24 protein-coding genes and 6 pseudogenes are annotated in these 25841 nt (G+C 71.7%); 11 read left to right on the top strand and 19 right to left on the bottom strand.

What is annotated here, in order from left to right; all coding sequences use genetic code 11:
• Positions 1-155: 155 nt before the first annotated feature.
• The 3 genes and pseudogenes from QSK45_RS10510 to QSK45_RS10520 form a co-directional block, all read left to right on the top strand.
• A pseudogene (locus tag QSK45_RS10510) lies at positions 156-359 on the top strand (ABC transporter ATP-binding protein); the annotation flags it as partial.
• Between the two features lie 39 nt (positions 360-398).
• Positions 399-1181: a GNAT family N-acetyltransferase gene (locus QSK45_RS10515; RefSeq protein WP_285555439.1), complete on the top strand. Its 783-nt coding sequence runs from the start codon at positions 399-401 to the stop codon at positions 1179-1181.
• A complete protein-coding gene (locus QSK45_RS10520) occupies positions 1178-1768 on the top strand; it encodes a TetR/AcrR family transcriptional regulator (protein ID WP_285555441.1) in 591 nt (196 codons plus the stop codon). The genes QSK45_RS10515 and QSK45_RS10520 overlap by 4 nt, the downstream gene beginning before the upstream one ends.
• A gap of 1 nt (position 1769) precedes the next feature.
• On the opposite strand, the gene QSK45_RS10525 is transcribed toward QSK45_RS10520, so the two are convergent.
• The 10 genes and pseudogenes from QSK45_RS10525 to QSK45_RS10565 form a co-directional block, all read right to left on the bottom strand.
• Positions 1770-2009, bottom strand: coding sequence for a hypothetical protein (locus QSK45_RS10525; protein ID WP_285555443.1), 240 nt, complete (start codon positions 2007-2009; stop codon positions 1770-1772).
• Complete coding sequence (locus QSK45_RS10530) at positions 2006-2278, bottom strand: hypothetical protein (protein ID WP_285555444.1); 273 nt, start codon at positions 2276-2278, stop codon at positions 2006-2008. The genes QSK45_RS10525 and QSK45_RS10530 overlap by 4 nt, the downstream gene beginning before the upstream one ends.
• A gap of 58 nt (positions 2279-2336) precedes the next feature.
• Positions 2337-2429: pseudogene (locus tag QSK45_RS38420) on the bottom strand (hypothetical protein); the annotation flags it as partial.
• 36 nt (positions 2430-2465) lie between these two features.
• Positions 2466-2741: a TetR family transcriptional regulator gene (locus QSK45_RS10535; protein WP_285555446.1), complete on the bottom strand. Its 276-nt coding sequence runs from the start codon at positions 2739-2741 to the stop codon at positions 2466-2468.
• Positions 2741-4300 carry an FUSC family protein gene (locus QSK45_RS10540; RefSeq protein WP_285555447.1) on the bottom strand — a complete coding sequence of 520 codons (1560 nt, stop codon included), beginning with the start codon at positions 4298-4300 and terminating at the stop codon, positions 2741-2743. The genes QSK45_RS10535 and QSK45_RS10540 overlap by 1 nt, the downstream gene beginning before the upstream one ends.
• Positions 4301-4403: 103 nt before the next feature.
• Positions 4404-5882, bottom strand: a complete 1479-nt coding sequence (locus tag QSK45_RS10545) for an aldehyde dehydrogenase family protein (protein WP_285555448.1) — start codon at positions 5880-5882, stop codon at positions 4404-4406.
• A 191-nt stretch (positions 5883-6073) separates the two neighbouring features.
• A complete protein-coding gene (locus QSK45_RS10550) occupies positions 6074-7573 on the bottom strand; it encodes an MFS transporter (protein ID WP_285555450.1) in 1500 nt (499 codons plus the stop codon).
• A 56-nt stretch (positions 7574-7629) separates the two neighbouring features.
• A complete protein-coding gene (locus tag QSK45_RS10555; protein ID WP_285555451.1) occupies positions 7630-8541 on the bottom strand; it encodes an LLM class flavin-dependent oxidoreductase in 912 nt (303 codons plus the stop codon).
• 76 nt (positions 8542-8617) lie between these two features.
• Positions 8618-9259: an NAD(P)-dependent oxidoreductase gene (locus tag QSK45_RS10560; RefSeq protein WP_285555452.1), complete on the bottom strand. Its 642-nt coding sequence runs from the start codon at positions 9257-9259 to the stop codon at positions 8618-8620.
• 59 nt (positions 9260-9318) lie between these two features.
• The gene (locus QSK45_RS10565; protein ID WP_285555453.1) at positions 9319-10587 is read right to left on the bottom strand and encodes an MFS transporter; all 1269 of its coding nucleotides are present in this window, start codon (positions 10585-10587) and stop codon (positions 9319-9321) included.
• Between the two features lie 122 nt (positions 10588-10709).
• On the opposite strand from QSK45_RS10565, the gene QSK45_RS10570 reads away from it, so the two are divergent.
• On the top strand, positions 10710-11594 hold the full coding sequence (locus tag QSK45_RS10570) for a LysR family transcriptional regulator (RefSeq protein ID WP_285555454.1): 885 nt from the start codon (positions 10710-10712) through the stop codon (positions 11592-11594).
• 183 nt (positions 11595-11777) lie between these two features.
• On the opposite strand, the pseudogene QSK45_RS10575 reads toward QSK45_RS10570, so the two are convergent.
• From QSK45_RS10575 to QSK45_RS10585, 4 genes and pseudogenes are all read right to left on the bottom strand, one after another.
• Positions 11778-12004, bottom strand: a pseudogene (locus QSK45_RS10575) (MFS transporter); the annotation flags it as partial.
• A gap of 219 nt (positions 12005-12223) precedes the next feature.
• A complete protein-coding gene (locus QSK45_RS38425) occupies positions 12224-12511 on the bottom strand; it encodes a winged helix-turn-helix transcriptional regulator (protein ID WP_490993542.1) in 288 nt (95 codons plus the stop codon).
• Positions 12512-12579: 68 nt separating this feature from the next.
• Positions 12580-13156 (bottom strand): annotated as a pseudogene (locus QSK45_RS38430) (NADPH-dependent FMN reductase).
• Between the two features lie 130 nt (positions 13157-13286).
• Entirely contained in the window at positions 13287-13994 is a 708-nt protein-coding gene (locus QSK45_RS10585; protein WP_285555456.1) for a FadR/GntR family transcriptional regulator, read from the bottom strand.
• A gap of 235 nt (positions 13995-14229) precedes the next feature.
• Between QSK45_RS10585 and QSK45_RS10590 the strand changes: the two genes are divergently transcribed.
• On the top strand, positions 14230-15072 hold the full coding sequence (locus QSK45_RS10590; RefSeq protein ID WP_285555457.1) for a fumarylacetoacetate hydrolase family protein: 843 nt from the start codon (positions 14230-14232) through the stop codon (positions 15070-15072).
• Between the two features lie 34 nt (positions 15073-15106).
• Entirely contained in the window at positions 15107-16033 is a 927-nt protein-coding gene (locus QSK45_RS10595) for a VOC family protein (RefSeq protein WP_285555458.1), read from the top strand.
• A gap of 142 nt (positions 16034-16175) precedes the next feature.
• Here the strand turns inward: QSK45_RS10595 and QSK45_RS10600 are convergent, their stop codons facing one another.
• The gene (locus QSK45_RS10600; protein ID WP_285555459.1) at positions 16176-16319 is read right to left on the bottom strand and encodes a hypothetical protein; all 144 of its coding nucleotides are present in this window, start codon (positions 16317-16319) and stop codon (positions 16176-16178) included.
• Between the two features lie 79 nt (positions 16320-16398).
• On the opposite strand from QSK45_RS10600, the gene QSK45_RS10605 reads away from it, so the two are divergent.
• Positions 16399-16764 (top strand): D-alanyl-D-alanine carboxypeptidase, encoded by a 366-nt coding sequence (locus QSK45_RS10605; protein WP_285555460.1) that lies wholly within the window; start codon positions 16399-16401, stop codon positions 16762-16764.
• Positions 16765-16995: 231 nt separating this feature from the next.
• On the opposite strand, the gene QSK45_RS10610 is transcribed toward QSK45_RS10605, so the two are convergent.
• A complete protein-coding gene (locus QSK45_RS10610; RefSeq protein WP_285555461.1) occupies positions 16996-17946 on the bottom strand; it encodes an NmrA/HSCARG family protein in 951 nt (316 codons plus the stop codon).
• 556 nt (positions 17947-18502) lie between these two features.
• Between QSK45_RS10610 and QSK45_RS10615 the strand changes: the two genes are divergently transcribed.
• Positions 18503-19420 (top strand): maleylpyruvate isomerase N-terminal domain-containing protein, encoded by a 918-nt coding sequence (locus QSK45_RS10615; RefSeq protein WP_285555462.1) that lies wholly within the window; start codon positions 18503-18505, stop codon positions 19418-19420.
• An 872-nt stretch (positions 19421-20292) separates the two neighbouring features.
• Here QSK45_RS10615 and QSK45_RS10625 read toward each other — a convergent pair.
• The 3 genes and pseudogenes from QSK45_RS10625 to QSK45_RS10635 form a co-directional block, all read right to left on the bottom strand.
• The gene (locus QSK45_RS10625; RefSeq protein ID WP_285555463.1) at positions 20293-21036 is read right to left on the bottom strand and encodes a GNAT family N-acetyltransferase; all 744 of its coding nucleotides are present in this window, start codon (positions 21034-21036) and stop codon (positions 20293-20295) included.
• A gap of 108 nt (positions 21037-21144) precedes the next feature.
• Positions 21145-21470 (bottom strand): annotated as a pseudogene (locus QSK45_RS10630) (transposase); the annotation flags it as partial.
• A 93-nt stretch (positions 21471-21563) separates the two neighbouring features.
• Positions 21564-22070, bottom strand: coding sequence for a hypothetical protein (locus tag QSK45_RS10635; RefSeq protein ID WP_285555464.1), 507 nt, complete (start codon positions 22068-22070; stop codon positions 21564-21566).
• Positions 22071-22215: 145 nt separating this feature from the next.
• On the opposite strand from QSK45_RS10635, the pseudogene QSK45_RS38435 reads away from it, so the two are divergent.
• From QSK45_RS38435 to QSK45_RS10645, 3 genes and pseudogenes are all read left to right on the top strand, one after another.
• A pseudogene (locus QSK45_RS38435) lies at positions 22216-22827 on the top strand (SCO6045 C-terminal-like domain-containing protein); the annotation flags it as partial.
• Between the two features lie 197 nt (positions 22828-23024).
• Positions 23025-23714: a hypothetical protein gene (locus tag QSK45_RS10640; RefSeq protein WP_285555465.1), complete on the top strand. Its 690-nt coding sequence runs from the start codon at positions 23025-23027 to the stop codon at positions 23712-23714.
• Positions 23711-25840 carry a bifunctional serine/threonine-protein kinase/ABC transporter substrate-binding protein gene (locus QSK45_RS10645; RefSeq protein ID WP_285555466.1) on the top strand — a complete coding sequence of 710 codons (2130 nt, stop codon included), beginning with the start codon at positions 23711-23713 and terminating at the stop codon, positions 25838-25840. Before QSK45_RS10640 ends, QSK45_RS10645 begins: the two co-directional genes overlap by 4 nt.
• The last annotated feature ends 1 nt before the right edge of the window (position 25841 follow it).

Genomic DNA, 25841 nt, shown 5'->3' on the forward strand with positions numbered 1-25841 from the left:
CCCGCCCCTCGTACAGCTCCCGGGGCCGGTCGACACCGACCCGGTGCGGCAGGGCCGGAGCACCACGACGACAGCGGGCGGCCGACGGTTTTACGCACCTGCCCGTGAGCGCGCGGGCCACGGCACCGATGTTCGGGAGGAGGGGCGGCGGCAGCCTCCTCACCGGTGACGTGCCGTCCCCCACGGACATCCCCTCCGGCTGCCGGTTCCGCACCCGCTGCTGGAAGGCACGGGAGCGGTGTGCGCTGGAGGACCCGGTGCCGGCGGTCCCTGCGGAGTTGCTTCTCACTACCGGTCCGGCGGCCCATGACTCGGCCTGTCTCTTTGCCCACGAGGACGACAGGGTGCCATCGGAGTGACCGAATATGACTCACGTGGTGACTGTTAAAGTCCATGGCATGCAAACACCTGACATGGTGGATGAGGCTGCCCATGCCTGGCTGGAAGGCGTCGCAGCCATCGCCGGAGCCGTCCCGGGTGGCTTGCGGGCGCAGGCCCAGCCGGGACTCGCCCTGCTGGCCACCGGCGCCCCCCTCGCGTCGGTGAACGGGGTCTTCGACGTCCGCTCCGCCCCGCGCCGCGAACTGGTCGGCGACCTCGCCGCCCGCGCCGCCGAGGAGATCGGACGTTTCGGCGTGCCGTGGTGCATCCAGGTCAGAACCGGTCCAGACACCGAGATCGCCGAGATCGCCGCCGCACACGGGCTGGCGAAAGTGACGCGGACCCCCCTCATGGTGCGCGGGCTCGACGGGCCTGGCGCGACGCTCGACGGTTCCCTCCCGGCCGCGTTCGTCGTGCGGCAGCTCGGTCCGGGCGACAGCGCCGAGTTCGCCGCCGCCCTGGCTGCCGGTTTCGAGGCCCCTGCGCAGGTGATGAACCGGCTGGGCAGCGCCGAGATACTCGCTCTGCCCGGTGCGACCGGGTACCTCGCCGAAGCCGACGGCGCCGTGGTGGCGACCGGACTGGCGCTGCGCGCCGGGGGGTGCGTCGGCATCTTCAACATCTCGGTGCCCCCCGAGCGGCGCAGGCAGGGGTACGGCGCCGCCGTCACCTCCGCGATCCTGGCCGCGGCACGGGAGCGGGGAGCACGCCTGGCCTTTCTGCATTCGTCCGCCATGGGCCGTTCCGTGTACGAGTACCTGGGCTTTCGCACGGTCGAGGAGTGGACGCGCTACACATGAGAAGCCGCTCCTACCACCACGGTGACCTGCCCGCGACGCTCCTCGCGCGCGCCGAGAAGACGGTGCGCGAGCGAGGAGTGCAGGCCCTGTCCCTGCGCGAACTCGCCCGTGACATCGGGGTGAGCCCCGCCGCGCCGAACCGCCACTTCACGAGCAAGCAGGACCTGCTGGACGCCGTGGCGCTGCGCGGGTTCCAGCGGCTCGCCAGGGCGGTCGAGCAGGCGTGCGCGGACGCCGGCGAGACCTTTCCCGAGCGGCTGGGCGCCGTGGCCCGTGCCTACCTCGGCTTCGCCGCGGCCAACGGCACGCTGCTCGACCTGATGTTCGACGACCGCCGCGGCCCCGAGCGGCCACCGCGGCTGCACGAGGCCGCCCGGAACTGGTACGACCAGGTCGTGATGCTCGTCGCCGACGGACAGAACACCGGCGAGGTGAGACAGGGTGCGCCCGACCGCGTCGCCCTCCCGGTCCTCGCGGCACTGCGCGGTTGCGCCCGCCTGCAGAGCGACGGTGCGCTTCCGGGCGAGCTGATCGAACACGGGGTGGACGACCTCGTCACCGCCGTCGTCCGGGGCTGCGCGCCGTAGGTCAGGGGACGGACCACTCGCGCGGCCGGCGGGCGGTCCGGGGCACGCCGAGCGTGCCCGGCGCGGTGTCGCGCGCCAAGGCCACGGCGGCCCTCGGTAGGTGGTCGAGGTCGTGTCCGTCGAGCATCAGGTATGCGTCGGTGGCGTGCCAGGCGAACGCCTCGGCCGAGTGTTCCGAACACGGCCTCGCCGAGGTGAGCGGGAGCGTGACGTCCAGGGCGAGCGGTTCGGACTGCGTCACGTCGCGTGTCCCTCGCCCCAGCCGTCCCGGCTCGTACGGCGCCTCCCGCTCGGGCTCGCGCCGCCGTGCGGCGGGAGCGGCGCCGCCGGCGTCCTCGGCGAACGCCTGGCCACTGCTTGCCGCGGAGAGCCGGAAGCCTTCCAGGAACCGTGCTCCACCACCATGGCGCGCGCGTAGGCCGCCGACAGGATGTACTCCTGGAGGCTGACACCGGTCTGCCGGGCGGCGGCCTCGGTGGCCGCGCGCTGCTCGGGGTCGCGGAGGCGCACACACCGCGTCGAAGGCGGTGGCGGCACCCTCCTCCCGCCACCGGACCACGTGCGTGGGGCGGCGGAAGGCCGGCGTGGCCGTCAGCACCGCGCGGGCCGCCGCGGTGGGGCGCGTGCGTGGGCCCCCGGACGCGACACCGCCGGCGACGATGCGCGCACCTGCCCGGCGGGCCGTTCAGATGGCTGGTCACCGGCGAACAGCCCCGTCAGCCAGTCCCGCAGCCGCCTCCGCACAGCCGTCCCGGTGTCCAGGCAGCCGCCCGTCGCGCCGCGCGAGCCAGTCGGCGACGACCGTCTCCCACTGGGCCTGCTCGGCGGGGAAGTACCGGGAGACGGTGCCATGGCTCACCCCGAAGGTACGGGCGACGTCCGGCACGGCTGCCTTCTCCGTGCCATGCCGACGCGGTACGGCCTCGGCGGCGGCACGTACGGTCGTGGGTTCCAGTGCCGGGCCACGGGACATCAGCGCGCATCGTCCCCGCTCACCGCGGCGCCCCCGCCGGGCAGCGGACCCGAGGCCGGGGTGGTGCCCGGCACCGGTGCCCGGTCCGTCGTCTGCCAGCGGTCCAGCGCCCGTGACAGCACGGTGAGCGCGGGCGACACGGCGGCGCCGGGCCCGTCGGCACGGACCGAGCGGTCGCCGGTGGCCGGCTCGCAGGGGTCCACCACTTCCGCCAGGTGCCGCAACGCACGGGCCGTGCCTGCGGAGTCCGCGCGTACGGCGGCCGGCTGGTCCAGCACCTGTCCGGCAAGGGAGAGCGTGGCCGACGCCACCTCGTCCAGCGCGGACGCGGCGACCCGCACGCCCCGGCGCTCGCCCGCGGTGCGCTCGCTCACCAGCCGGAGGACGGCCACCGTGTCGCGTAGCTCCGCCTCCCGCCGCGGCACGGGCCCGGCCTCGACCAGTCCGGCCGCCGCCCTGAGCACGTCCGTCACGGCTTCCCGGCGGTGCCGGACCGCCCAGCGCCGGGTCACGAGTTGACCGGCCACGACGGCGGCGGCACAGCCCAGCACCGTCTCCAGGAGACGGTCGGCGGTGATGGTGAGGACGGCGGATGCGCCGGTCGCGGAGGTCACGAGGAGAACGGAGAGAGGGGTCACGAAGATCATGGCGATGGCGTAGTTGCGGGCCACGACCAGCTCGATGACGAACGTGAGCGCGGCGAGCACGACGGCGATCGCGACGCCCCTCGGATGCGTCGCGGCCAGGGCGCTGGCGAGCAGACAGCCCGCGGCGGTTCCCACCCCGCGCGCCGCGGCCCGGCTGTTCGCGCTGACGGCGTGGCTGCCGCGCGCGAGGACCGCCGCGGCGGCGGCCATGGCCCAGTACGGACGCCCCACCTGGCACAGCAGGGAGGCGGCACCGGCGAGTCCCACGGCCGCTCCCGTCCTGACGGCCATCCAGGGCAGGGGAGAGAACGGCAGGGACTTCGGGGCCACGAGCAGGTGGCTCCTCGGTTCCGCCACCTGTGAGGACGGACGTCCGACGGCGGACACCCTGGCGAGGAGCCAGGACAGCACCGTGGCGGCACAGCCGACGGCGGCCACGGCCAGGACCCGCTGCCCCGTGTGTCCGGGCGGCAGTCCGGTCCCGACCGAGCAGACCAGGACCGGCATGACGATGCCGGGCGGTCGAACCTGGGTGAGTGCGAAGAGCAGCGCGGCCACGGCGGCCCACAGGGCGGTGCCCAGCACGGCGAGCCGGGTGTGCCCGGCGAGGGAACTGCCGATCGCCATGCCCGTGGCGAGCGCCAGTGCGGCGCCTGCCACCGCGTCGGCCTCCTGCCGGGGCGTGCCACGGCCGCCGTACAGCGCGGCCAGCGCACCCGTGCTGGCGACGAGCCCGACGACCGGCTGCCCCAGCGCCTGCCCGGTGACGATGGGAGCGGCCGTGCACACGGCGGCGATCGCGGCGCTGCGGTGCCGGGAGGGCATCGGGCGCAGGACGAGCAGTTCCCTCACGGAAGGCGGCAGGGCCGGTCTGCTCCCTGGGTCGGCGTTCGAGGGGCGGGTGCGGGACATGGGACCAATTCCTCGCAGGGCGTGGGGCGAACGGCGGACACGCGGGGAGGCCGTTCCGAGGGGGGAGACGGGGAGGCATCCCCGCTCGGAACGGCCGGTCTGGTCAGAGCGGGTAGACGGAGTGCCGGTCGGTGAGGGTGACCCAGCGGGTCTCCGTGAAGAACTCCACGCCCCAGTCGCTGCCGAAGTGGCCGAAGCCGCTGTCCTTGACGCCGCCGACCGGCGCCTGCGGCTCGTCCGCGACCGAGTGGTCGTTGATGTGGACGTTGCCGTGCCGAAGCCGCCGGGCCACGGCGAGCCCCCTGCCGGCGTTCTCCGTGTAGACCGCGCTGGACAGCCCGTACGCGGTGTCGTTGGCCAGGTCCACCGCCTGGTCCACGGTGTCGACACGGAAGATCGTCGCGACCGGGCCGAAGACCTCCTCGGAGTAGATCCGCATGTCGGGCGTGACGTTGTCGAGGACGGTCGCGGGGTAGAACGCGCCCTGGGCGGGCCCGCCGCCGTGCAGCACGGTGGCGCCCTTCTCGACGGCGTCGGCGACCAGAGCGGCGACGCGTTCGGCGGCCCGCGTGTTGATCATGGGGCCGACGAGGGTGTGCTCGTCGCGCGGGTCACCCTGGCCGAGGGCGCGGACCTTCTCCAGGAAGGCCGCGACGAACTCGTCCGCTATGCCGCGCTGGAGGACGACCCGGTCGACGGACAGGCAGATCTGGCCGGCGTTCATGAACTTGGCGACGGTGACGCCGGAGGCCGCGTAGGCCGGGTCGGCATCGTCCAGCACGACGATCGGGTTCTTGCCGCCGAGTTCGAGGATGACGGGCTTCAGGTGCTCCCCTGCGAGCCGGCCGACGATCCGGCCGACCGGGGTGGAGCCGGTGAAGTTGACCCGGCGCACCCGCTCGTCCGCGATGAGAGCCTCGACCACGGCGGGCGCGTCCGCGCGGTCGTTGGTCACGACGTTGACCACACCGTCGGGCACGCCCGCCTCGGCGAGGATGTCGGCGAGGAAGTACCCGGAGGTCACGGGAGCGTCCTCGCTGGGGCGGATCACCACCGGGTTGCCGGTGGCGAGGGCGACCGCGATGGCCCGGGTGCACAGGATCAGCGGACCGTTCCACGGCACGAACGCGGCGACGACACCCGCCGGTTCGCGCACTGCCATCGACCACTCACCCGCGACGTCGCTGGCCAGCAGCGAACCCGTGGGCCGGGTCGCCATGGTCGCCGCCTGCCGCATGAGGTCCACGGACATACGGATGTTGAACGCGGCCCAGGTCCGGGTGCCGCCGGTCTCACTGACCATGATCTCGGTGAACTCGGCGACCCGCGCCTCCATCAGGTCCGCCGCCTTCTGGAGCAGCCCGCGGCGCACCGACGGCGCGGTGGCGGCCCACGCCGGGAATGCGGCGTGCGCGGCCTCCACGGCCCGGGTGACGTCCTCGGGGCCGGCGGCGGGCACCTTCAGATACACCTCGCCGGTCACGGGATCGACATCGTCGGTGCAGCGTCCGGACAGCGCGGGCACGTCCTTGCCCGCGATCAGAAGACCACGGGACGCGGTTGCGGTGGCGAGGTCGCTCATGTTCACTCCTTGGCATGCGGTACGTCGGCTGCCCCGGGCACGGAGCCGGCCGCGCGAGGATGTGACGACTGTGTCAACCGCGCGTCCTTCGTGGCTGTAAGGCCGCCCTCAGATCACGGTGCGGGGCTGTCTGCGGGCGGTCCGGGGCGACCCCCATGCCGGGGAGTGGGGACAGCCCGACAACCCGCTGCTCAGGCACGGTTCGTGTCGGTTCCGGGCGCCGTGGCGCCGGCGGGCTTCGACGGGGGGAACAGCACCGCGACCGCGATCGCGGTGAGCACCACGACACCCGCGGCGACGAGGTACGACAGCGCGTACCCGTCCGCCGGTGAACCAGCGTCGCCCGTACGCGCGGCCGCGATCGTGGCGAGCACGGCCAGCCCCACGGCCGACCCCAGTTGCTGCGCGGTCACGAACATGCTTCCGGCGAGCCCCCGTTGAGCGGTCGGGACGTCGGAGGTGATCGCAACCGAGCTGGTGGGAAAGGCCAGCCCCATGCCGATGGCCGTCAGCACGATGCCCGGCAGGACGTGGGTGGCGTAGGCGCTGTGCGCGGTGAGCGTCGACAGCCACAGCTGGCCGCCGCCGACGAACGCCAGCGCGACCAGCAGTGTCCGGCGCAGCCCCAGCCGGGGCTGGAGACGGCGGGTGAGCAGAACGGACACCGCCATCACGATCGCGGTCGCCGGCACCAGGGCCAGGCCCGTCAGCAGTGTGGACATACCGCGTACCCGTTGCAGGTACAGGGACACGAAGTACACATAGGCCGCCACCACTCCGCCCAGCAGCACCATCACGACCAGCGCGGTGCGCCGTGCGCGGTCGCGCAGCAGCGTGAGGGGCAGCATGGGCTCCGCGGAGCGGCGCTCGACGAGGACGAACCCACCGGTCAGCAGGACGGCGGCGAGGAGCGGCCCGAACGACTGGGCACTGCCGAAGCCGCGCTGCTGGCCCTCGCCGAGCCCGTAGATGAGCGCGCCGGCCCCGGTGGTGGCCAGCGCCGCACCGGGCAGGTCGAGCCGGCCGGCGGCGGACCCCGGGCGGTCGGCGGGGAGCTTACGGGCCATCAGCCACGCCAGGACCACGATCACCGGCGGGTTGACCAGCAGGACCGAACGCCATCCGAGGTACTCGGTGAGCACCCCGCCCAGCACGATTCCCGCCGTGGCTCCCGCGGCACTGCTGCCCTGGAAGACGCCGAGCGCGTGTGCGCGGGCCTGGGGCGTGGTGTAGGCGTCGGTGAGCACGCCGAGCGCGCCCGGCGCGACGAGGGCGGCGCTCGCGCCCTGGAACAGCCGAGAGACCACCAGCATCAGCCCCGAGGTGGCGAGGCCGCCGGTGAGCGAGCTGAGTCCGAACGCGGTCAGGCCGATGAGCAGCGCCCGCCTGCGTCCGATCAGGTCGGCGGCGCGCCCGCCTGCCAGCAGGAGCGCGCCGTACGTCAGCGCGTAGTCGGTCACCACCCACTGGAGACCGGCGGCGGTGAAACCGAGCTGGCGCTGGATCGCCGGTAGAGCGACGTTGATGATGCTGAAGTCGAGCTGGAGCACGAACTGCGCGGCGGCGGCCAGGATGAGCACCCAGCCCGCGCCGGCCGTCGCCGGGCCGGCGCCGTTCCGGGCCGCGTCGGGCCGGACGTCCGGCCCGACGCGACCGGAGGCGGGGAGGGACTCGGAGGTCGGGTGTGTCATGGAGAAGTCCGATCGAGGCAGGGTTCGCGGACGCGGTACCGGCGGATGCGGACGGCTCAGGCGGCGCGGCGCTGTCCGGCGACGAGCCGGCGTGCGGCAGGGATGACGCGCTCGCCGAACAGGCGGATCTGATCCGGGGTTTCGCGCTCCGGTACGAGGTTGACCGCGTCGAACCGCTGCTCGGTGACGAAGTGCGCGATGACGCGGGCCCACTGGTCGGGGTTGGCGTGCAGGGGGCGGCCGTTGGGCCCGGACAGCGGCACCTCGACCGGTGTCGTGGAACCGGTGACGGAGCCGACCAGCTGGATCACCCGGCGGATGTCCCGCGGGGAGCGGCCGGCGGCGCGCGCGGCGGCGTCGATGGCGTCCTGCGCGGCCGGCTTGGTCTCGAACGGCGTGGCCAGCGGCGCGATCCAGCCGTCGGCGCGGCGGCCCAGCAGATCCAGCATGCGGGGGCCGGAGGCACCCAGCCAGATCCCCACGGGATGGACGGGAGCGGGCCCGGTGGCGACGGCGTCGAGGGAGTACGTCGTGCCCGGGAGGGTGACCGACGGGTGCGGTTCCCACATGGCCCGCAGCACGGTGATCGCCTCGTCGATCGCGTTCACGGTCTGACCGGGGGTCCAGGTGGGGCCGCCGAGGCCCGCGATCTGCGGCCAGGACCGGCCGCCGCCGAGCCCGAGGTCGAACCGGCCCCCGGACAGCACGTCGAGGCTGGCCGCGGTCTTCGCGAGGAGGGGAGCCGGGCGCAGGGGCAGGTTGGCGACGTCGGTGAGGAAGCGCAGGGTGCTCGTGCGGGCCGCGAGATGACCGATGAGGACGTAGGGATCGAGGAAGTCCGGGACGTACGGATGGTCCTGGACGGCGGCGAAGTCGAATCCGCTGCCCTCGGCGGCCTGGGCGTTGTCGATGACGAGCGCGTTGTCACGGTGGGGGCTGAGGAAGACGCCGAAGCGGATGGCGGTCACGGGGATTCCTGCCTTTCAGGGTCTGGGTCGGCTTCAGGGGCCGGGCAAGATCGCGCGGCCCGCGGTGGTACGGGGCTCAGGAACCGGCGGTGAACCGGCGCCGTGGGAAGCGGTTCTGCTCCAGTTCGTCGACGAGGACCGCCGCGAAGTCCCCTTCGGTGACCGCGCTGTCGCCGTCGGCGTTGACGACGGCCTCGTCGCCCGCCCGCACGACGTGGCGGCCGGTCTTCTCTCCCGGGAGCAGGTATTGCGGCGGAGGAGTGAAAGTCCACTCGACGTCGTCCCCGGCGCCCTCCAGGATTCGCGGCGCTTCCGCCTGGGCCAGTGCCTCGGCCCGGTACCGCTTGGGGAACCCGGGCGCGTCCACGGCCCGCGGGCCGGGGGCGACGTGGAGGCTGCCGCCCCCGCCGACGAACGCGATGCGCCGGACGCCGGCCCGCGGGGCGGGCTCGAGCAGCAGGGCGGCCGTGGCGGGGATGCGCGAGCGGTCGGCGGTGGTCCGGTCGGTCACCGACGGGACGATGACGTAGCTGCCGGCGACGGCGTCGGCGATCGAGTCCCGGTCGTCGAGGCAGGCGGGTACCGCTCGGGCTCCCCTGATCGCGGCCGGCGCGGCCGGGTCGCGGCCGATGGCCATCACCTCGTGTCCTCGGGCGAGCGCCTCGCGGGCGATCGCTCCGCCGAGCCGGCCGGAGGCTCCGATGATGGCGATGTCCACTGCTGTGCCGCTCCTGTCGGGTGAAGAGGTGGGGTGTGACCGAGAGGTGAGGGGGCGGGTCAGGCGGTGGCCGAGCGGCGCCGGGCCAGGACGGCGACCGCGCCGAGCAGGACCACGAGCAGGCCGGCGAACCAGGTCATCACCGTGACCGCGGCGAAGGAGCGGGTGGCCACACCGATACCGACGGCCGGCACCGTCAGTCCGAGGTAGGAGATCAGGAACAGTCCGGCGAGGGCCTCACTGCGCTTGGCGGGCACGGCCAGTGCGGCGACGGTGCCGAGGGACGCCTTGAAGAGCACGCCCGCGCCGATGCCGGCGACGATTCCGCCCACGAGGAAGACGGCCAGAGTGGCGGTGTGCATCCCGATGACGAGCGTCACCACGCCGACCGCCTGGGCCGACATCCCCAGCTTCCGCTTGGCTGCGGTGGTCAGGCGGGAGGTCAGGCTCTGCGCGGCGGCCGCGGCGCCGAAGACGGCGAAGACGATCAGACCGGCGAGCGCGCGGGAGGAGTGGTGCAGCGAGCCGGCGACGAATCCCGGTGCCACGGAGGTGAACAGGCCGAAGACGGCGAAGGAGGCGAATCCGGCGGCCGCGGCGGCGGTGTATCCGGCCCGGTCGTCGACGTCCACCGAGATGCGCTGGGGCCGGTAGGCGGGCCTGACGAACTGTTCCTCGACCGTCTCGGGCGTCAGCGCGATCGCGGCGATGCTTGCCAGCAGCAGGACGGCGAACACCATGTAGGGGGTGCGCAGCGGGCCGGTGACCCACTGGGCCAGGACGCCGGCGACGAGCGGGCCGATGCCGAGGCCGCCGATGTTGGCGGCGGTCGACACCAGTTCGAAGCGCTGGGGGGAGGCGCCGGGCCGGTGCGCGGTGTGCAGTTCGTGCAGGTGGGCCGTCGCGGTGGCGGTGACCATGCCCACGCCGAGCCCGGTGATGACCCTGGCGGCGAGCAGGACGGGCAGCGACGTGTTCGTCAGGAAGAGCACGGCGGCGATCAGTTCCAGGCCGATCGCCGGCATGAGGATCTTCTTGCGGCCGACCCAGTCCGATATGTGACCGGCCAGCACCAGACTGATCACGACGCCCACCGCGTAGGCGGCGAAGACGACCGTGACCATGAAGGTGGAGAACCCGTCCTTCGCCATGTACAGCGGGTACAGCGGGGTGGGCACGGTGGAGAACGCCATCGAGGTCAGGAACGCGAAGGCGATGAGTGAGAACCCGATGCCGTGGCGCCGGGCACTGGCGCGGCGCCGGGCGGGACCGTGCGCACCGGCTGTCGCGGCGGGCTTCTTGTGGGACGCGGGGATCGACTGCGCCATGACGGGCTTCTCCAGACCTGAGGCGAGCGGTTGTTTGAGCGTTTAACAGAATGGCTCGCGAGAACCATCTCGTCCAACGAAAGTTGGAGACCGTGACCATCTCTATGGGAGATACTTGGTGGATGGAACTGCGTCAGCTCGCATGCTTCGTCGCCGTGGCCGACGAAGGGAACTTCACCCGCGCCGCGGCCCGGCTGCACATCGTCCAGTCCGCGGTGTCCAGCACGATCAAGAGTCTCGAACGTGAACTCGACACGCCGCTGCTGGACCGCAACTCCAAGCGGGTGCTCCTCACCGACGCCGGCGCCGCACTGCTTCCGCGCGCACGCGCCGCGCTGCACGCCGCGCAGGAGGCGGCGGACGCGGTCGCCGAGGTCCGCGGCGGGCTGCGCGGCACCCTGCGGCTGGGGACACTGACCTCGGTCCGGGTGCTCGATCTCCCGGCGCTGCTCGGCGAGTTCCACCGCCGGCACCCCGGTGTGCTGCTCCAGACCAGCGCGCTCCCGTCCGGCTCGCAGGGCCTGGTGGAAGCGCTCCTCGAACGGCGCCTCGACCTCGCCTTCGTCTCCCTGCCGGGCCCGCGCCCCGCGGGCATCACGCTGACCGATCTCACCAGTTCGGTCCTCGACCTGGTCGTCCCGGCGGGCCACCCGCTGGCGCGGCGCGAGAGCGTGTCCCTCGCCGACCTGAGCGGGCTCGACTTCGTCGACTCCCCGGTGGGATACGGCAATCGCACGGTCGCCGACCGCGCCTTCGCCGCCGCGTCCGTGGCCCGCCGGGTCGCCGTGGAGATCACCGATGTCGCCACCGGAGTGGACTTCGTACGGCACGGCCTCGGCGTGGCCCTGCTGCCCCGGTTCGCCCTCCGGGCGGCCGAGGACGTCGCCACGCTCACGGTGCACGACGCCGACCTGAACTGGCCGCTCTCGCTCGCCGTGGCGAGCGGGCACAGACCCGGCGCCGCGGCCCGCGCCCTGATCGAGATGGCCCGCGAGTTCGTGGCCTGACCGGGCCGGCCGGCGAGCAGCACCGGGCCGGCTCCGGCACCCCGGAGCCGGCCGATCGTCGTCGCGCTCACTCACCGGGGCAACGTATGGCCGTCACATGGACTGGGTCATGACATGAATGTGCGAGAACCACCGGCATACCCCGCGTACGCCGTCGGCCTCGGTCCGCCGCTCCCCGGGACTCCAGGCGAGGGAGTGGGCGGTGACCACCCACTGCCGGTTGCCGTTGCCGAAACGGAGGTCCCGCTGGGCCGAGGCAGCGCGATGTTCACGATGGTGGCGTCCAGCACCACCATCGGCCGGGCCAGGGCGATGACGCCGAGTACCGACCAGCGTCGGCTGTCCCCCCGCGCAGGAGGCGCGACCCCGTGGTCGGGCGCGGTGGCGGAGCGGTGGTCGTCATGACTCATCGAGGGCACGCCGGGAGCCGGCGGGACCTGGCGAGGGCACCGAACCGGCTGCTACCCCGCAAGCGGGCGTGCTCGCGGGGGAGAGGCGCACTGCCGCCCCGCCGGAGCCGGGCTCGGACCGTCTCCCACCCTCTTTTCCGCCACCGCGTTCAGCCATGGAGACCGCACCAGGACCGCGTACGGCGGTCCGTGGGGAGCGCCCCACAGCCGTCGGGGGTGTCAGGGCTCTCGCGCGCCGGGTACCGGAATCCAGGTGTGCGACCAGACGGCGAGCGCGTCCAGGACCGGTTCCAGCTCGCGGCCCTTGCGGGTGAGGCGGTACTCGACCTCGACGGGGGTCGTGGAGAGCACATGGCGTTCCACCAGTCCGTCGCGTTGCAGTCCGCGCAGGCGCTGCGCCAGCATGGTGTCGCTGATTCCCGGGATCGCGCCCCTGATCTGCGTGTAGCGCAGCCGGCCCGAGAACAGTGCCCGCAGGATGGCACCGGTCCACCGCGCACCGATCATCTCGATCGCCGTATGGAAGCGGGCGCAGACGGCATGGCCGTCCTCGCCCGTCGGCACCTGCCCCGGTGTCACGAAGCGGCCGACTCCCGCAGCGGGCGCAGTGCCTCGGTCATGCGCACCAGTTCGTCGAGCATGGCGTCGGCGGCGCCGCGCATGATGTCGTTGGGCACCAGCCGCTTGTCCTCGTCGATGAAGGTTCACGAACGGGATCGACACCGCCTCGAAGACCGGCGTCATCTTCAGGGTGGTGACCACCTGCTTGATCATCTGCGCCGCGCGCGTGCCCGCGGAGACGCCGCCGTAACTGACCATGCCGACCGGCTTGTACTGCCACTCGTTGTGCAGGTAGTCGATCGCGTTCTTCAGTTCGGCGTTGTAGCCGAAGTTGTACTCCGGCATCACGAAGACGAATGCGTCCGCCTCGGAGATCTTCGCACTCCAGTCGAGGGTGTGCTGGTGCGTGTAACGGCCGAGGCGCGGATGGTGGGGCTCGTTCATGAAGGGGAGGTTCACCTCCGCCAGGTCGACCACCTCTGTCTCGGTGAAGCCGCCGTGCTCCGCCGCCTCCTTCTCGATCCATTCGGCGACGCTCGGCCCGACCCGGCCGGGGCGCGTGCTGGCCACGATGATCTCAAGCTTGCTCATGTCTCCGCCCACTCTCTACATGACTGAGTGACAACACCTGAGATGAGCTTAGTCAATAAATTTTTCTTAGTGTGGAAGCATGGTCGAGAACTGGCCATATCTCCACGACATGTGGGTGAGGTGCAGGGACTCAATGCTGTCCCTCCGGACTGATGTTGTGTTCACGGGTCAGCCGAAGTGCTTCCTCGCGGTCTCGCCGGTCCAGGGCGTCCACCAGCGCGCGATGCAGCTCATGACGCCGTGCGACGTACTCGCCGAGCGGCTGATCGCCGTCGGGCAGTACGGACAGCGTGTGGCTCTCGATGAGCTCGAGCAGACTGGTGTAGAGCGAGCTGAGCAGGGCGTTCGGGCTGATGGCGGCGATGGCGGCGTGCAGCCGCCAGTTGGCGCGGACGAAGGCGGCCGCGTCCCCCTCGTCGGCGGCCGCCGCCATGGCGGCGAGGTGTTCCCGCAGCCTGGCGATGTCGGCGGGGGAGGCGTGCCACAGTGCGTCCTCGACGATCAGCGGTTCGAGTGCGTCCCGGATGCGTACGGCGTCGGCGACGTCGTTCTGCCGGGTGTCCAGGGCGAGGACGGAGTTGCCGAGCCGGACCATGGGCGACTGCTCGGCGCTGAACAGTCCGCCGCCGGGGCCGGGGCGCACGGTGACCAGTCCGCGGGCCTGGAGCAGTCGCAGCGCCTCGTTGAAGGTACCGACCGAGACCTCGCACAAGGTGCGCAGCTCCTCCTTCGTGCCGAGGCGGGAGCCTGGTGGCACGCTGCTGACCAGCTGCGCGACCCGTTCGGCCGCCCGTTCGGCCCGTCCGGAGGCCGCGGGGCGGCCGGGGACGACGGTCACCGCGGCCTCCTGTGGCTGATATCGATATTCATCATGATGATTTATCGCTCCGTCCTCTTGACGCCCGCATGCCGTGGGCGCAACATCAAGATAATCATCATGCTGAATTGCCGGCGGGCGCGGCAAGGTCCTGGACCGCCTGGTAGTCGGCGTGATCACCCAGCGTCGGCGGACGCCCGTCGCGCGTGTTCCTGCGAGTGCTGTCGCCTTCTGCCTCTGAGTTCGGGAGTCACCCATGCGCATCGCCAACCTCTCCGGCCGTCTCGTCCTGATCCACGACGGCCTGGCCGTCGACGTCGAACGGGCCAGCGACGGCACCTTCCCGGCCGATCCACAGGCCGTCTACGAACGTTGGGAGGAGTTCCGTTCCTGGGCCGAGCGCGCGGAGCTGCCGGCCGGCGAGCCCTTCGAGCAGGCCGCACTCGGCTCTCCGGTGCCGGCCCCGCGCCAGACCCTCGCGATCGGCCTCAACTACCGCGACCACGCGGCCGAGTCGGGCTTCACGGTTCCCGAGGGCCTGCCGCCGGTGTTCACCAAGTTCGTCACCAGCATCACCGGTCCCGTCACCGAGGTGAAGCTCCCGGCCGACGGGCACACCGACTGGGAGGTCGAGCTGGTGGCGGTCATCGGCCGCCGTGCCGAGGCCGTGCCGGAGGCCGAGGCCTGGGCGCATGTGGCGGGGCTGACGGTGGGGCAGGACATCTCCGAGCGGGTGGTGCAACTGGCGGGACCGGCACCTCAGTTCAGCCTGGGCAAGTCCCATCCCGGCTTCGCCCCGATCGGCCCGTGGCTGGTCACGCCGGATGAGTTCGCCAACCGCGACGACCTGGAACTGCGCTGCGCCGTCAACGGCGAGGAGGTCCAGAAGGGCCGTACCCGCGACCTGATCTTCTCCGTGCCCACGCTGATCGCACGGCTGTCCGCGGTGCTGCCGCTGCTGCCCGGAGACATCATCTTCACCGGAACCCCGGCCGGCGTGGGCCTCGGGCGCAATCCGCAGCGCTGGCTGGCGGCGGGGGACGAACTCGTCAGCACCATCGAGGGCATCGGCGAGCTGCGCCAGACCTTCGTCGCCTGAGCACCCACCCGATCGACGGACACAGGAGTCACCCATGGCACTGCACCGTCTGACCTCCATCACCATGGGGGTCCCCAACGTCGCCGAGACCGCGGCCTATTACACGGACTTCGGTCTCGCACCGGAAGCCGACGGCTGGTTCGCCACCCGCGACGCCGGCCGTCAGCTGCACATCGTGCACGCGCCCACGCGTCGCCTCGTCGAGGTGCGTGTCGGCGCGGACACCCCCGACGATCTGGCCGCCGCCGCCTCCCGCCTGCACCGCCTGGGCGTCGCATCCCGCGTCGAGGGCACGACGCTGACCGCGTGCGACAGGGCCACGGGCGTCCGCGCGGTCCTGGACGTCGTTCCCCGGCTGGTCCAGGACCCGGTGCCGGCACCCCTGTACAACGGCCCCGGCCGCGCCGACCGCACCGGCTCGCGGGCCGCCGGCGTGCTGCGCACGGGCCCGGTGCGCCCCCGCAGGTTAGGGCACGCCGTCCTCGGTACCACGGACTTCGAGACCACCACCGCCTTCTTCCGTGACGGGCTCGGCTTCAAGGCCTCCGATTACGTCAAGGACCACGGGGCGTTCCTGCGCTGCTCCACCGATCACCACAACGTCTTCGTCATCGCCATGCCCGTCACCTTCCTGCACCACACCTCCTGGCAGGTCGACGACATCGACGACATCGGCCGCGGCGCCTTCGCCATGCTGGAGGACCACCCCGAGCGGCACGTGTGGGGCCTTGGCCGGCACCACGCGGGGTCCAACTTCTTCTGGTACCTCAAGGATCCGGCCGGGAACTTCAGCGAGTACTACTCCGACATGGACTGCGTCGTCGACGACCAGCTGTGGACCCCCGAGGTGCTCGAAGGGACCAAGGGCCTGTTCGACTGGGGTCCGCCGCCCCCGCCGTCCTTCCTCGCCCCCGACGACCTCGCCGCCCTGATGACGGGCTCCCACAGCGCGGTGCGGTAGCCCTCGGCGCACCGCGCCCGCAGGCGGCTGAGATCGCGCGCGCTCCGGTGTCGACCGGCTCGCCGTTCGACACCGGAGCGTGGCTGTTCCGGCGCGCTTCCGCTCCGCTCCGGGCTCAGTCGCCCCTCGACGGGAGGGAGAACTACCAGCCGCCGCAGCCGTATTCGCCGCAGTAGCCGGCGGGCTGCACGCTGGCTCCCGTCGTGGTCGTCGCGGCGAAGCTGGAGGTGGCACCCAGCAGGGTGACACCGATGGCGAGCAGGCATGCGGCGAGTGCACGGCGCATGGGAATCAACTCCTCAGAGAGTTCGGACTGACTGTTCGAGCTGACCATGCCAAACAGGCGAAAGCAAAAGGAAACGGTCATGGTGCCCGTCCGTGCATGCCGCCTTTCCCGTTTATGTCTGATTGCTGCTCAGTTCGGCGAAGTGCCGCGCTTTTCCCGTGGGTGTGGCCCGCGCCGTGCCGACGTCGGCCCAGCCCGCGCACGAGCCGATCGTCGGCACCTGGCATCGGAAACCGGTGAGGCGGGCGACGACACCCGCGCGGGCCGCGTCCGGACCGCGGAGTCGTCCTCGACCGGAGCCATCGGCCTGAGCGGTCTGGCAAGGACCGACGACGGCGAGTGGAGGGTCTTCTCGTTCATCGAGAACGGCGCGACCGCCGATCCCACCGGAACCAAGGACGCGATGGACGGCCCAGCCGCCACCGTGAACGGCTGCTGGGCCTGAGCGGCGCACCGGAACACCTGGTCACCGGCCGGGTGTTCCGGGAACCGCCCGGCAGCGGTGTCACGTCGACGGGAGGGGCGCAGTGAGCGTACGGCGCCGTCGGCATCCGTGAGGTATGCATGCTGCAGTCATCCAGACCGTCCCGCACCGGATGAGCGACGGTGTCCGGCCGCTGTCCGGCCGCTGTCCGGCCCTGGGCGGCTCCGCGCGGCGGCAGCGTCCGACGGGCCGTCAGCCCACAGGGATCTTCGCCACGTTCTCGGTCAGCCAGTCCTCGAAACTGCGCAGCGCCGGGTTGATCGAACGCAGCCTGCCGAGATCGCGGGCACCGGTGAACTCGCGGTCGAAGTCGCCGTAGTACTGGAACATGTTGGCGATCTCCCGCGCCGCGGGAGTGTCGAGCGCGCGGAAGGCGTCATAGGGCACGGAGCGAAAACGGACGGGCTCGCCGAGGGCGGCTCCCAGCTTCTCTGCGTACTGCGCGCCGGTGAGGTGGTCACCGGCCAGACGGATGGTCTCGCCGACGAACCGTTCACCGCCCTTGAGGAGGGCGTGGGCCGTGCGGCCGATGTCGGCGACGTCGACGAGGGCCAGGAGCCTGCCGTCCTCAAAGGGCATGGTCACCGTCAGCGCACCGTCTTCGGCGCGGCGCGGCGCGAGGGGACCGAGGAAGCCCTGGTAGTACGAGGTGGTGCTGAGGAACGTGGTGGGCACGCCGGCCCGCCTGAACAGGTGGTTGCCCGCGCCCTTGGCGTCGAAGTGCGGCACGTTGTAGCGGCCTTGGAGCACCGGCATCCGTTCGTCGTCCAGGGGAAGCAGCTCGCGGGTGTCGTCGAGGGTCGACCAGATGACGTGCCGCAGGCCCGTCGTCTCGGCCGCCCGGACCAGGACGCCGATCTCCTCGGTCTCCTTCGCCGCCGAGCCATGCGCCCAGAAGTCGGTGACGAGGAAGGCGCCGTACGCGCCGTCGAACGCCGCGTGCACGGTCGGTTCGTCATGGAAGTCGGCCCGGACCACCTCGACGCCGAGCTCGGCGAGTTCCCTGGCGGCGGGCGAACCGGGGTTCCGGGTGAGCGCTCGGACCGTGAACCGCGTGTCCGGGTCGGAGAGGAGCGACCGTACGAGACCACCGCCCTGCGCGCCTGTGGCGCCGGTCACCGCTATCACTTTCCTGGTTCCCATGACAGCAGTCCTCATCGCCGGGAAGAACATGTGTGGCATGCACCAAGGACGCTAAGCATGGTGTCTCGGCGCGTCAACCGAGGTGGGTGGACGCGTGACGTCCTCCGACCGATGGTCCGCTTCCTCCCTGGGCCGACCCGGGGGCGCGTCCTGGGAAGTGGTGTACGGAACCCCGCCTGTCAGGGGCCGCTCCGGTCGCACCGGTGACCTCCGGGCCGAACGTGCTGCCGAGCGGCCGCTGCTGGGCGGGAGAACGCCCGCCCGTGGCGGTGTGACATCGAGGAGACCGCGATCCCCGGGATTTGCCTCCGCACACCGGAGGCGCTCACGGCTCATGGTGCGCGACCAGGCGATGCCTACCGTCGTCGGGGCACCCCCACCTCGTGCCCGCCCGTCAGCCTGCCCTGCGCCGACAAGGACGACCATGGCCTCGTACCTCCGTCGAAGACCTCGCGCGCGAAGGCGGGCCCACCCGCATCATGGTGTCGATCCACTGTGCGAGCCTCGGCGAGTCAAGGATCGACACGGCCCCCCGACTTTGCATAGGAGACACTGGATGAAGCTGTCGGAGCGGAGCGGACTTGACACCGGCCCTGAGGTCGTACGTGAAGCCTTGTTCGTGCTTCGCCGCCGCATGGTGAACCGACTGGAGAAAGTGAAGCCCGAGCAGTGGTCCGCCCCCACTCGGTGTGCTGAGTGGAGTGTGCAGGACGTGGTGCGCCACTTGGTGGACTTTGGACGCTATGACATCGCAAGGCTCACCGGTAGCAGGGAACTTGCCTTCTACGAAGAACAGGTGTTCGTCCCCAGCCGCACACCTACGGCGTGGCTGACTCGGAGTGCGGGGCAGACACCGAAAGAGACATTCGCGGCACTCGCGCGGCTCGGCCACGAGGAGTACGTGAGTTTCGGCGCCCGCATCGGCCGAGATGACACAGACCTGTCGGGTGCTGTACCCCAACGCCAGGTGCACTGGTCGGTTCGTTCGCTGCACGTGCTGTGGGACGCCTGGTTGCACGAACGGGATCTGGCGACGGTCTGCGGCCCGGCCGAACCGGAGGACACCGACCTATTTCGTCTGGTCATCGCCTACGGGCTGCTTCTGGCTGCGGCCGTCGCGGTGAGGACAGGCCCCCTGCCGCACGCCACGGTCCTGCTGGCGGGCGCTCCGGACGCGGCGTACAGAATCGGGGGAGATCTCTGGAATGTCGAGGTGGAGACGTTGACGGCACAGGACGCCGCTACGGCCGACGGTCCACGACTGGCCGGGACCGTGCATGTGGTGCTCGACAGTCTCGCAGGCCGGGGCGCACCCCTGGCCGCCGTCCTCTCGGGTCCGGCCCCCGTGCTCGACAGGCTGATGCAGTTCCCCCGTCTCATGGATCCTGAGACCTTCTTGAGCGCAGACGACATGGGGTGCGGAATCCTCCCGTCCTGCGGGTGCGGATCCCACGCGGTGGCGACCTGTTCGTGACGGGTCGTGGGACTGGCCGTCGGGTAGCACGACGCCGGGCGCACCGACCGTCCGGCACCTGGACACCGGGGTGGCCCCGTCGGCCGCTTCCCCAGGGAAGGGCCGTACTGCATGTTCGGCGACAGCGCCGATCAGGTCCCGCCCGCGACCTGTCCGATCGGCGGCTCCCGGCAGACGTGCCGGAACATCCGGGCACCAACCTGTGGCGCCGTGTCTGCGAGGGGCGGACCTGGCCCAGGTGACGGGGCATCGGATCCCACCGCGTCTCCGGCGCCGCCCCGGCCATCCGGGTCGCGACCGACTGACGCCGCCCCCACGAGCCTCGCGGCCGTGGGCTCGGCGGGTGTCACGGATGGCGTAGGAAATTTGCGGCAGGGGCGCCGCGTGCGGGCCCCGCCGGGGTGTGCGACTCACCCCGGACGGGCTCCGGCCCTTGAACCGTCGCAGCCCGTCCTCGCGTCGCGGGACCCGTCACAGACAGAGCGACTGGGGCTGGAGGCACCCGTTCAGTCCCGCCGTCCTCGTACGGCAGCACGCACAGCACCGGCCCGAAGATCTCTTCCTGTGCCAGGACGGAACCGTTGTCGACGTCGCAGTCCACACCGAACAGGAAGGCCCTCACCCGTTCGAGATCACTCAGCCGAGACCTGGCTCACCCGTCCACAACCTCCCCGGACAGAACACCTAGCGCCGGGCCTGATCGATGTCCGCGCGGCTTGCGGGTCGTCCCGGGCTGCACCACAGCATGCAGCCAGCGCCGTCCGTGACCATCATGCTCTCGTTGTCTCTGAACCGGGTGTCTGTGCAGGGGCGGTCTTCAGCGGCTGGAGGTGGCGTGACCGCCCTGGACGCGGATCGGGGCAGGCTTCAGGTCAGGGGACGAGGACAGTGAGGGAGGTACTGGTGAGCTGGAATCCGAGCTTCTCGTAGAGGTGACGGGCAGGGTTGGCGTCACTCACCACCAGCGCGATCTCTGTGAGGCCGCAGGCCGCGCCGTCTGCCAACGTCCGGCGAAGGAGCGCAGCGCCGAGGCCGGCATAGCAGGGGTCCGGTTGGCGGAAGACCGTTGCGATCCAGGGGAGGCCGTCGCGGTTCGTGACGATGACTCCAGCGGTCACATGGTCTGCTTCGTCAACCGCCAGTGTGCTGCAGGGCATGACCGGGCCCAGCGTTTGGCCAGTCAGCAGCGGGGTCAACTGCGCTTCAAGGGCTTGCTCGTCGCTTCCGTGGTAGTGATCCGGGTGTTCGGGCGAGAACGCGGCGCGCCACGCTGGAAACAAGTGATGCGCCTGACGAGTGCAGGGCGCGAAGTGGACCCCGTCCGGAAGGCTGATGTTCGACCACTCAGGTGGGGGAGGGTCTGAGATCAGGTCGCGCTGCATGCTGTGGGCGTGGCGCATGATGCTCGCGCCGTGCTGGATCAGCTGTTCGCCAAGTTCCACGGATCCTGAGACCGCCCATCCGGACATATGGGTGAGGATGGATGGCACGGGATCAGGGCCCACTACCTCGGCCAGGTCGGCCCAGGGATAGCTGTCGCGAGTGCCTCGGACGTAGGTCAGTACTGGCAGTCCCTCGGGGCCGGTGAGGGTCCGGCGTTGTTCATCGGGAAGCATCACTTATGGGTGCCTGTCGATAGAAAAATCGCTTTCAGTCGCCCTATGCTCCGGTGTTCGACTGGGATGTGCAAGGGAATACGGCTGCTCTGCTCAGCAGCTGAACGAGGGCTTCTCCACCCATGCAGCGCTTGGGCCGGACCGGGTGAGGCGCCTGGTCACGAGGGTGATCGCAGCCAAGGTGATCAGCGTCTCCGCGCGCTGGATAAGCCTCTCGTAGTCGCGCGCATGCCCACCGGCGCTCGTCTTCCGTGCCGGCGATTTCCTTGACAGTCGCGATCTCGGCGTGCATGAGGCGGAGGCGGAAGAGGACTTCCTTCCCGGCTGCGTCGTCGTGATGGGCGGCGGGGGTGACCATGACCAGCAGGGGGCAGACCGCGGGCGGCGACGACGAGGTGGCGCTTGCGGCCGTTGATCTTCTTGCCCGCGTCGTACTTGCACAAGGGCGAGGCGGGCCTGGCCGCAGCCGCCGACATTCCGCGAGCGGTCGGCTGGGATGCGGGCCTGGCTCGGCTGGTTGCCTCCGTCTACTCCGGGGTCTCTTGCTCCGCGGGCAGGCTGCGCCTGATCCGATTGACCATGTTGCGGGCATCGGGAACCTGCAGCCTGGGGAACTCGAAGCTCAACACCCCTTCTTCTGCCACCCCGAGGGAGACCCGGAGCGCCTGCGCTACACCGGTGATCAGTTCCGGCTCGGACACCCAGACGATCCTGTCCAGGGCGAAGGCGTGCAGCAGCTTCCTTGGTTTGCCGACGACAACGCCCCCGATCGAGAAGACCAGCAAGCGCTGATCGGTGAGCCCAACGATGTACCGCCCCGGGAGCTGCAGTGCCGCTTCAGGAACATCGGCCCCACCGCGCGTCGTAGCCATCGCCATAGCAGCCGCGCCGGCCACTCCGCCGATCCCGAGCGCACCGCCAACCATGGTCTTGCGCACTCCGCCGGTCTTGAAGCCGAGGACGCCGTAGAGCACGCGCTCCGTCGGCAACAGCTCGCCGCCCAAGCGCTTTTCGACCTTGTCAGCCAGGGTCATGTGTCGCCCTCCACCCGCCCGTCACCGGCACACGAGGCCATGGATTCTACGCAGGCCCGACGTATGCGATCAATGCCCCTCCACCCCGAGACGGTTGATGGCGTTTGGTGGGTAGGGGGCTTGTCGTTCCTCGCGACGTCAGGCCGATCTGCCGGCCACCCTGGTCGCGGTGGGCCCGGCCCCGGAGGGGTTCGACCCGGACCGGCTGCGGGTTCAGGCCAGTGCGCTGCCGGACAAGCGGCGCAGGGTGGTCGCGGCCCACCTGCCGGACCTGGCAGAGGCGTTGGGGGAGTGGATGTCCCGGCTCTTCGCCGGATACATCGACAAACGGCCGCGCCCGGCCGGGCGGGCCGCAGGCCGACGCGGCGGCCTTCACGGCGCACCTGCACGCTCGCGGCCGTCGCCTCCCGTGAGTCCGAGTAGCGGCCTGCTGCCCCGGAGCACCGGCCCGCACCCTTGGGCCACCTTCTGCGCTGCCTGCGCTGCCTGCGCCGCCTGCGCCGCCTGCGCCGCCTGCGGCCGGGGCGCTGAGGGGGCGCGGCCGGTGCCGTGTCCCTGGGCTGCGGCGCCTCGTCGATCCCCCGCCATCGCCAACTCGCGGGAATCACCCCGCCGCGGCAGGACGGGCCGGTGCTCAGGCTTTTCGGCACGCAGGACAGGGCCGGTTCCCGTCGGCCGCGCTCGCCGGGTGGCTCACCGGCGCGCTCCGGACGCGTCATGCGAGTGCGCCAATCTCCCTCCCCGCACAGCGAGTTGACCGGTCTCCCCTACACTCGTCCCGGTCACACAGTGGCACAGGCGCATGGTGAGGGGGGCTTCGTGACGTACGCGGCGACGCGAACACGCGCAGGGTGGCGACATGCGGCGCTGAGCGTCTGCGGGGTACTGCTCGCGGGCTGTTCCGGCTTGAACGAGGGCGGGCACCGGACCGGTCCGGCCGCTTCCTCCGCCGCGGTGTCCTCACCGGCCGGACAGCGCGGGACGGGCGACACCACCGCGCGCATCACGGTCGACCCCGCGCGCGTCCCCACCACCCGGTCCTCCGCCCTCGACCTGGTCCGCGCCATCACCGCGGGTCCGGACAGCTACGGCCCGGGTTACGTCAAGCGCCGCCCGTACGAGAGCGACCCGGCCGCCTGGCCCGTCCTCGGTACCGACTGCGTCTGGCGCCAGGAGTCCCTGCCCGGCGACGTCCTCGCCACCTTCACCCGTTACAGCCGGCTGCCCGCCTCCGACTCGAGGGGCGAGGTCCGCACCGCCGCCACCGTCACCCTGCACCGCACCGTCGCGCAGGCCGACCAGGAGATGGCCGAGACACTGGAGGAGGCGCTGCGCTGCCCCGACCAGCAACTGCGTGCCACCGAGCGGATCAGCGGTCTGAACTCGGTCGGCTCCGGCTACGGCACGAACGGCAACACCACCGCCGACGACTACCTCCTCGAGATGGGCACGTACGACGATCCGGCGCTCGGCAAGGGGGCGTCGTACTACGTCTGGAACCAGGTCCGGCTCGGTCCGGTGACGATCGCCGTCGTCGTCGAGGGCGGCAAGGGCTTCGCCCAGGGCGACCTGCTGACCGTCCAGGCACGGGCGGTGGCCGGTATGGAGACCAAGGTGCACGCCGAACTGGGGGCCCAGAAGTGACCGACCGCTCCCTGCACCCTTCCGACCCGTCCTTCGTCGGCGGCCACCGCCTGCTCGCCCGGCTGGGCGAGGGCGGCATGGGCGTCGTCTACCTCGGCCGTACGGAGTCGGGCGCGCTCGCCGCCGTCAAGGTGATCCAGGCGGGGTACGCGCACGACGAGGCCTTCCGCGCCCGTTTCCGCCGCGAGGCGAACGCCGCGCGACGCGTGGACAGCCCGTGGGTGGTCAAGGTCACCAGCGCCGACCCCGACGCCGAACAGCCCTGGCTGGCCACCGCTTTCGAGCCCGGCCCGCCCCTCGTCGACGTGGTGGGCCGGCGCGGCCCACTGCCCGTGCGGACGGTACGTCTGCTCGGCAAGATGCTGGCCCGCGCGCTCGCCGCCGTGCACGACGCCGGCCTGGTGCACCGGGACGTCAAACCGGCCAACATCCTGCTCGCCGCCGACGGCCCTCGCCTCATCGACTTCGGGATCGCCCGCTCCCTGGACGACACCGCGATCACCTCCGCGGACCTCGTCGTCGGCACTCCCGGCTTCCTGTCCCCGGAGCAGGCCACGGCCCGCGGCGACCGCCTCGGGCCCGCGAGCGACGTCTTCTCACTGGGCTGCGTGCTGGCCTACGCGGCGACCGGCCGGCCGCCCTTCGGCGGCGGCGCCGTCGACGCCCTGCTCTACCGCGTCGTCCACGACAGCCCCGACCTCGACGGCATGGACGAGGAGCTGGAGGCCGTCCTGCTGCGCTGTCTGGCCAAGGACCCCGCCGAGCGGCCCACCGCGGCCGAACTGGACGCCGCCCTCGTGGAGGACGCGTCCCCGGGCACCGCCGAGTGGCTGCCCGCCGACGTCGTCCGCATGGTCGTCGAACGGTCGGCCGCGATGCTGGCCCTGCCCGACATCGAGGCCACGCTCGCCGAGGCGCCGCCCGAGCCCGCCCCCTCGCGCCGCAGGTTCCTCGCCGTCGCCTCCGGTGGTGCCGCGGTGCTCGCCGCGGGCGGAGGCGTGGCCGCCTGGGCCGCGCTGCGCCACGAGGCGGGCACCGGGAAGAAGCAGCCCGCCGCACCCGGCTGGGCGCTCGGTGTGCAGGCCGACCTCAGCGGTGCCGGCCGGGCGGCCGGGCGGGCCCAGGAGCAGGGAGCACGGCTCGCGGTGGAGGAGTTCAACGCCCGCCGCGACAAACCGTTCACGCTGAGGCTGAGGACCTCGGACGACGCGGGCCTGGCCGACCGTGCCGCCGCCGCGGCCCGGCGGCTTGTCGACGACCCGGACGTGCTGGCCGTGCTGGGTTCGAGCACCGACGAGACGACCCAGGCCGCGCTGCCCGAGTACGACGCGGCCCTGCTGCCCGTGATCAGCATGTCCGCCGGGCAGAACCTGTACCAGAACATCCGCTCCTTCGTACGAGGCCGTCCCCTGCACGGCACCGTCGCCATGAAACTGGCCTTCCAACTGGAAGCGACCAGTGCGGCCACCCCCGTCGGCATCCTGCTGGACCGCACCGCCGGTGACGTGTCCTGGCAGACCGTCCAGATGGTCAACTTCATCATCCGGAAATACGGCGACGCCACCCACCCCCGCGTCGTCCCCGCCGGCACGACCGACTTCGGGCCCGTCCTGAAGGACATGCACGGGGCCGGCATCAAGGCGTTCGTCTACGCCGGGCCGTTGGAGGGGGCGATCCGGGCGGCCAAGGGGCTGGCCGGCTTCGACGGGCCGAAGTACGCGGCCGAACCCGCGCTCGACCCCCGGTTCGCCGCTGAGGAGAGCGCGGTGGGCTGGACGGTCGTGGCGGCAGCGATCGGGCCCGGCGCGGCTGAGGTCCGCTCCTTCGCCCAGGCGTTCCGCAGGCGGTACGGCCGGCCACCCGGGTTCTGGGCTGCCGAGGGTTACGACGCGGCGAACCTGCTGATACGGCAGCTCACCGCCACCAAGGGCAAGCGCCCGGCGCGCAAGGCGCTGATCGCTCCGCTGAGGGCCGCCAGGTACCAGGGCATCACCCGAAACTTCGCCTTCGACCCGAAGCTCTCGCAGCTCAGCACCCCCGCCAGTTTCGTCCACCAGGTACGCGACGGCGCCTTCCACTACCTCGGGCCCGCCCCGGACAGGGCGCCGCAGCCGAAGGGGAAGTGAC

This window comes from Streptomyces hygroscopicus subsp. hygroscopicus, assembly GCF_030269125.1.
Taxonomy (GTDB): Bacteria; Actinomycetota; Actinomycetes; order Streptomycetales; family Streptomycetaceae; genus Streptomyces; species Streptomyces hygroscopicus_C.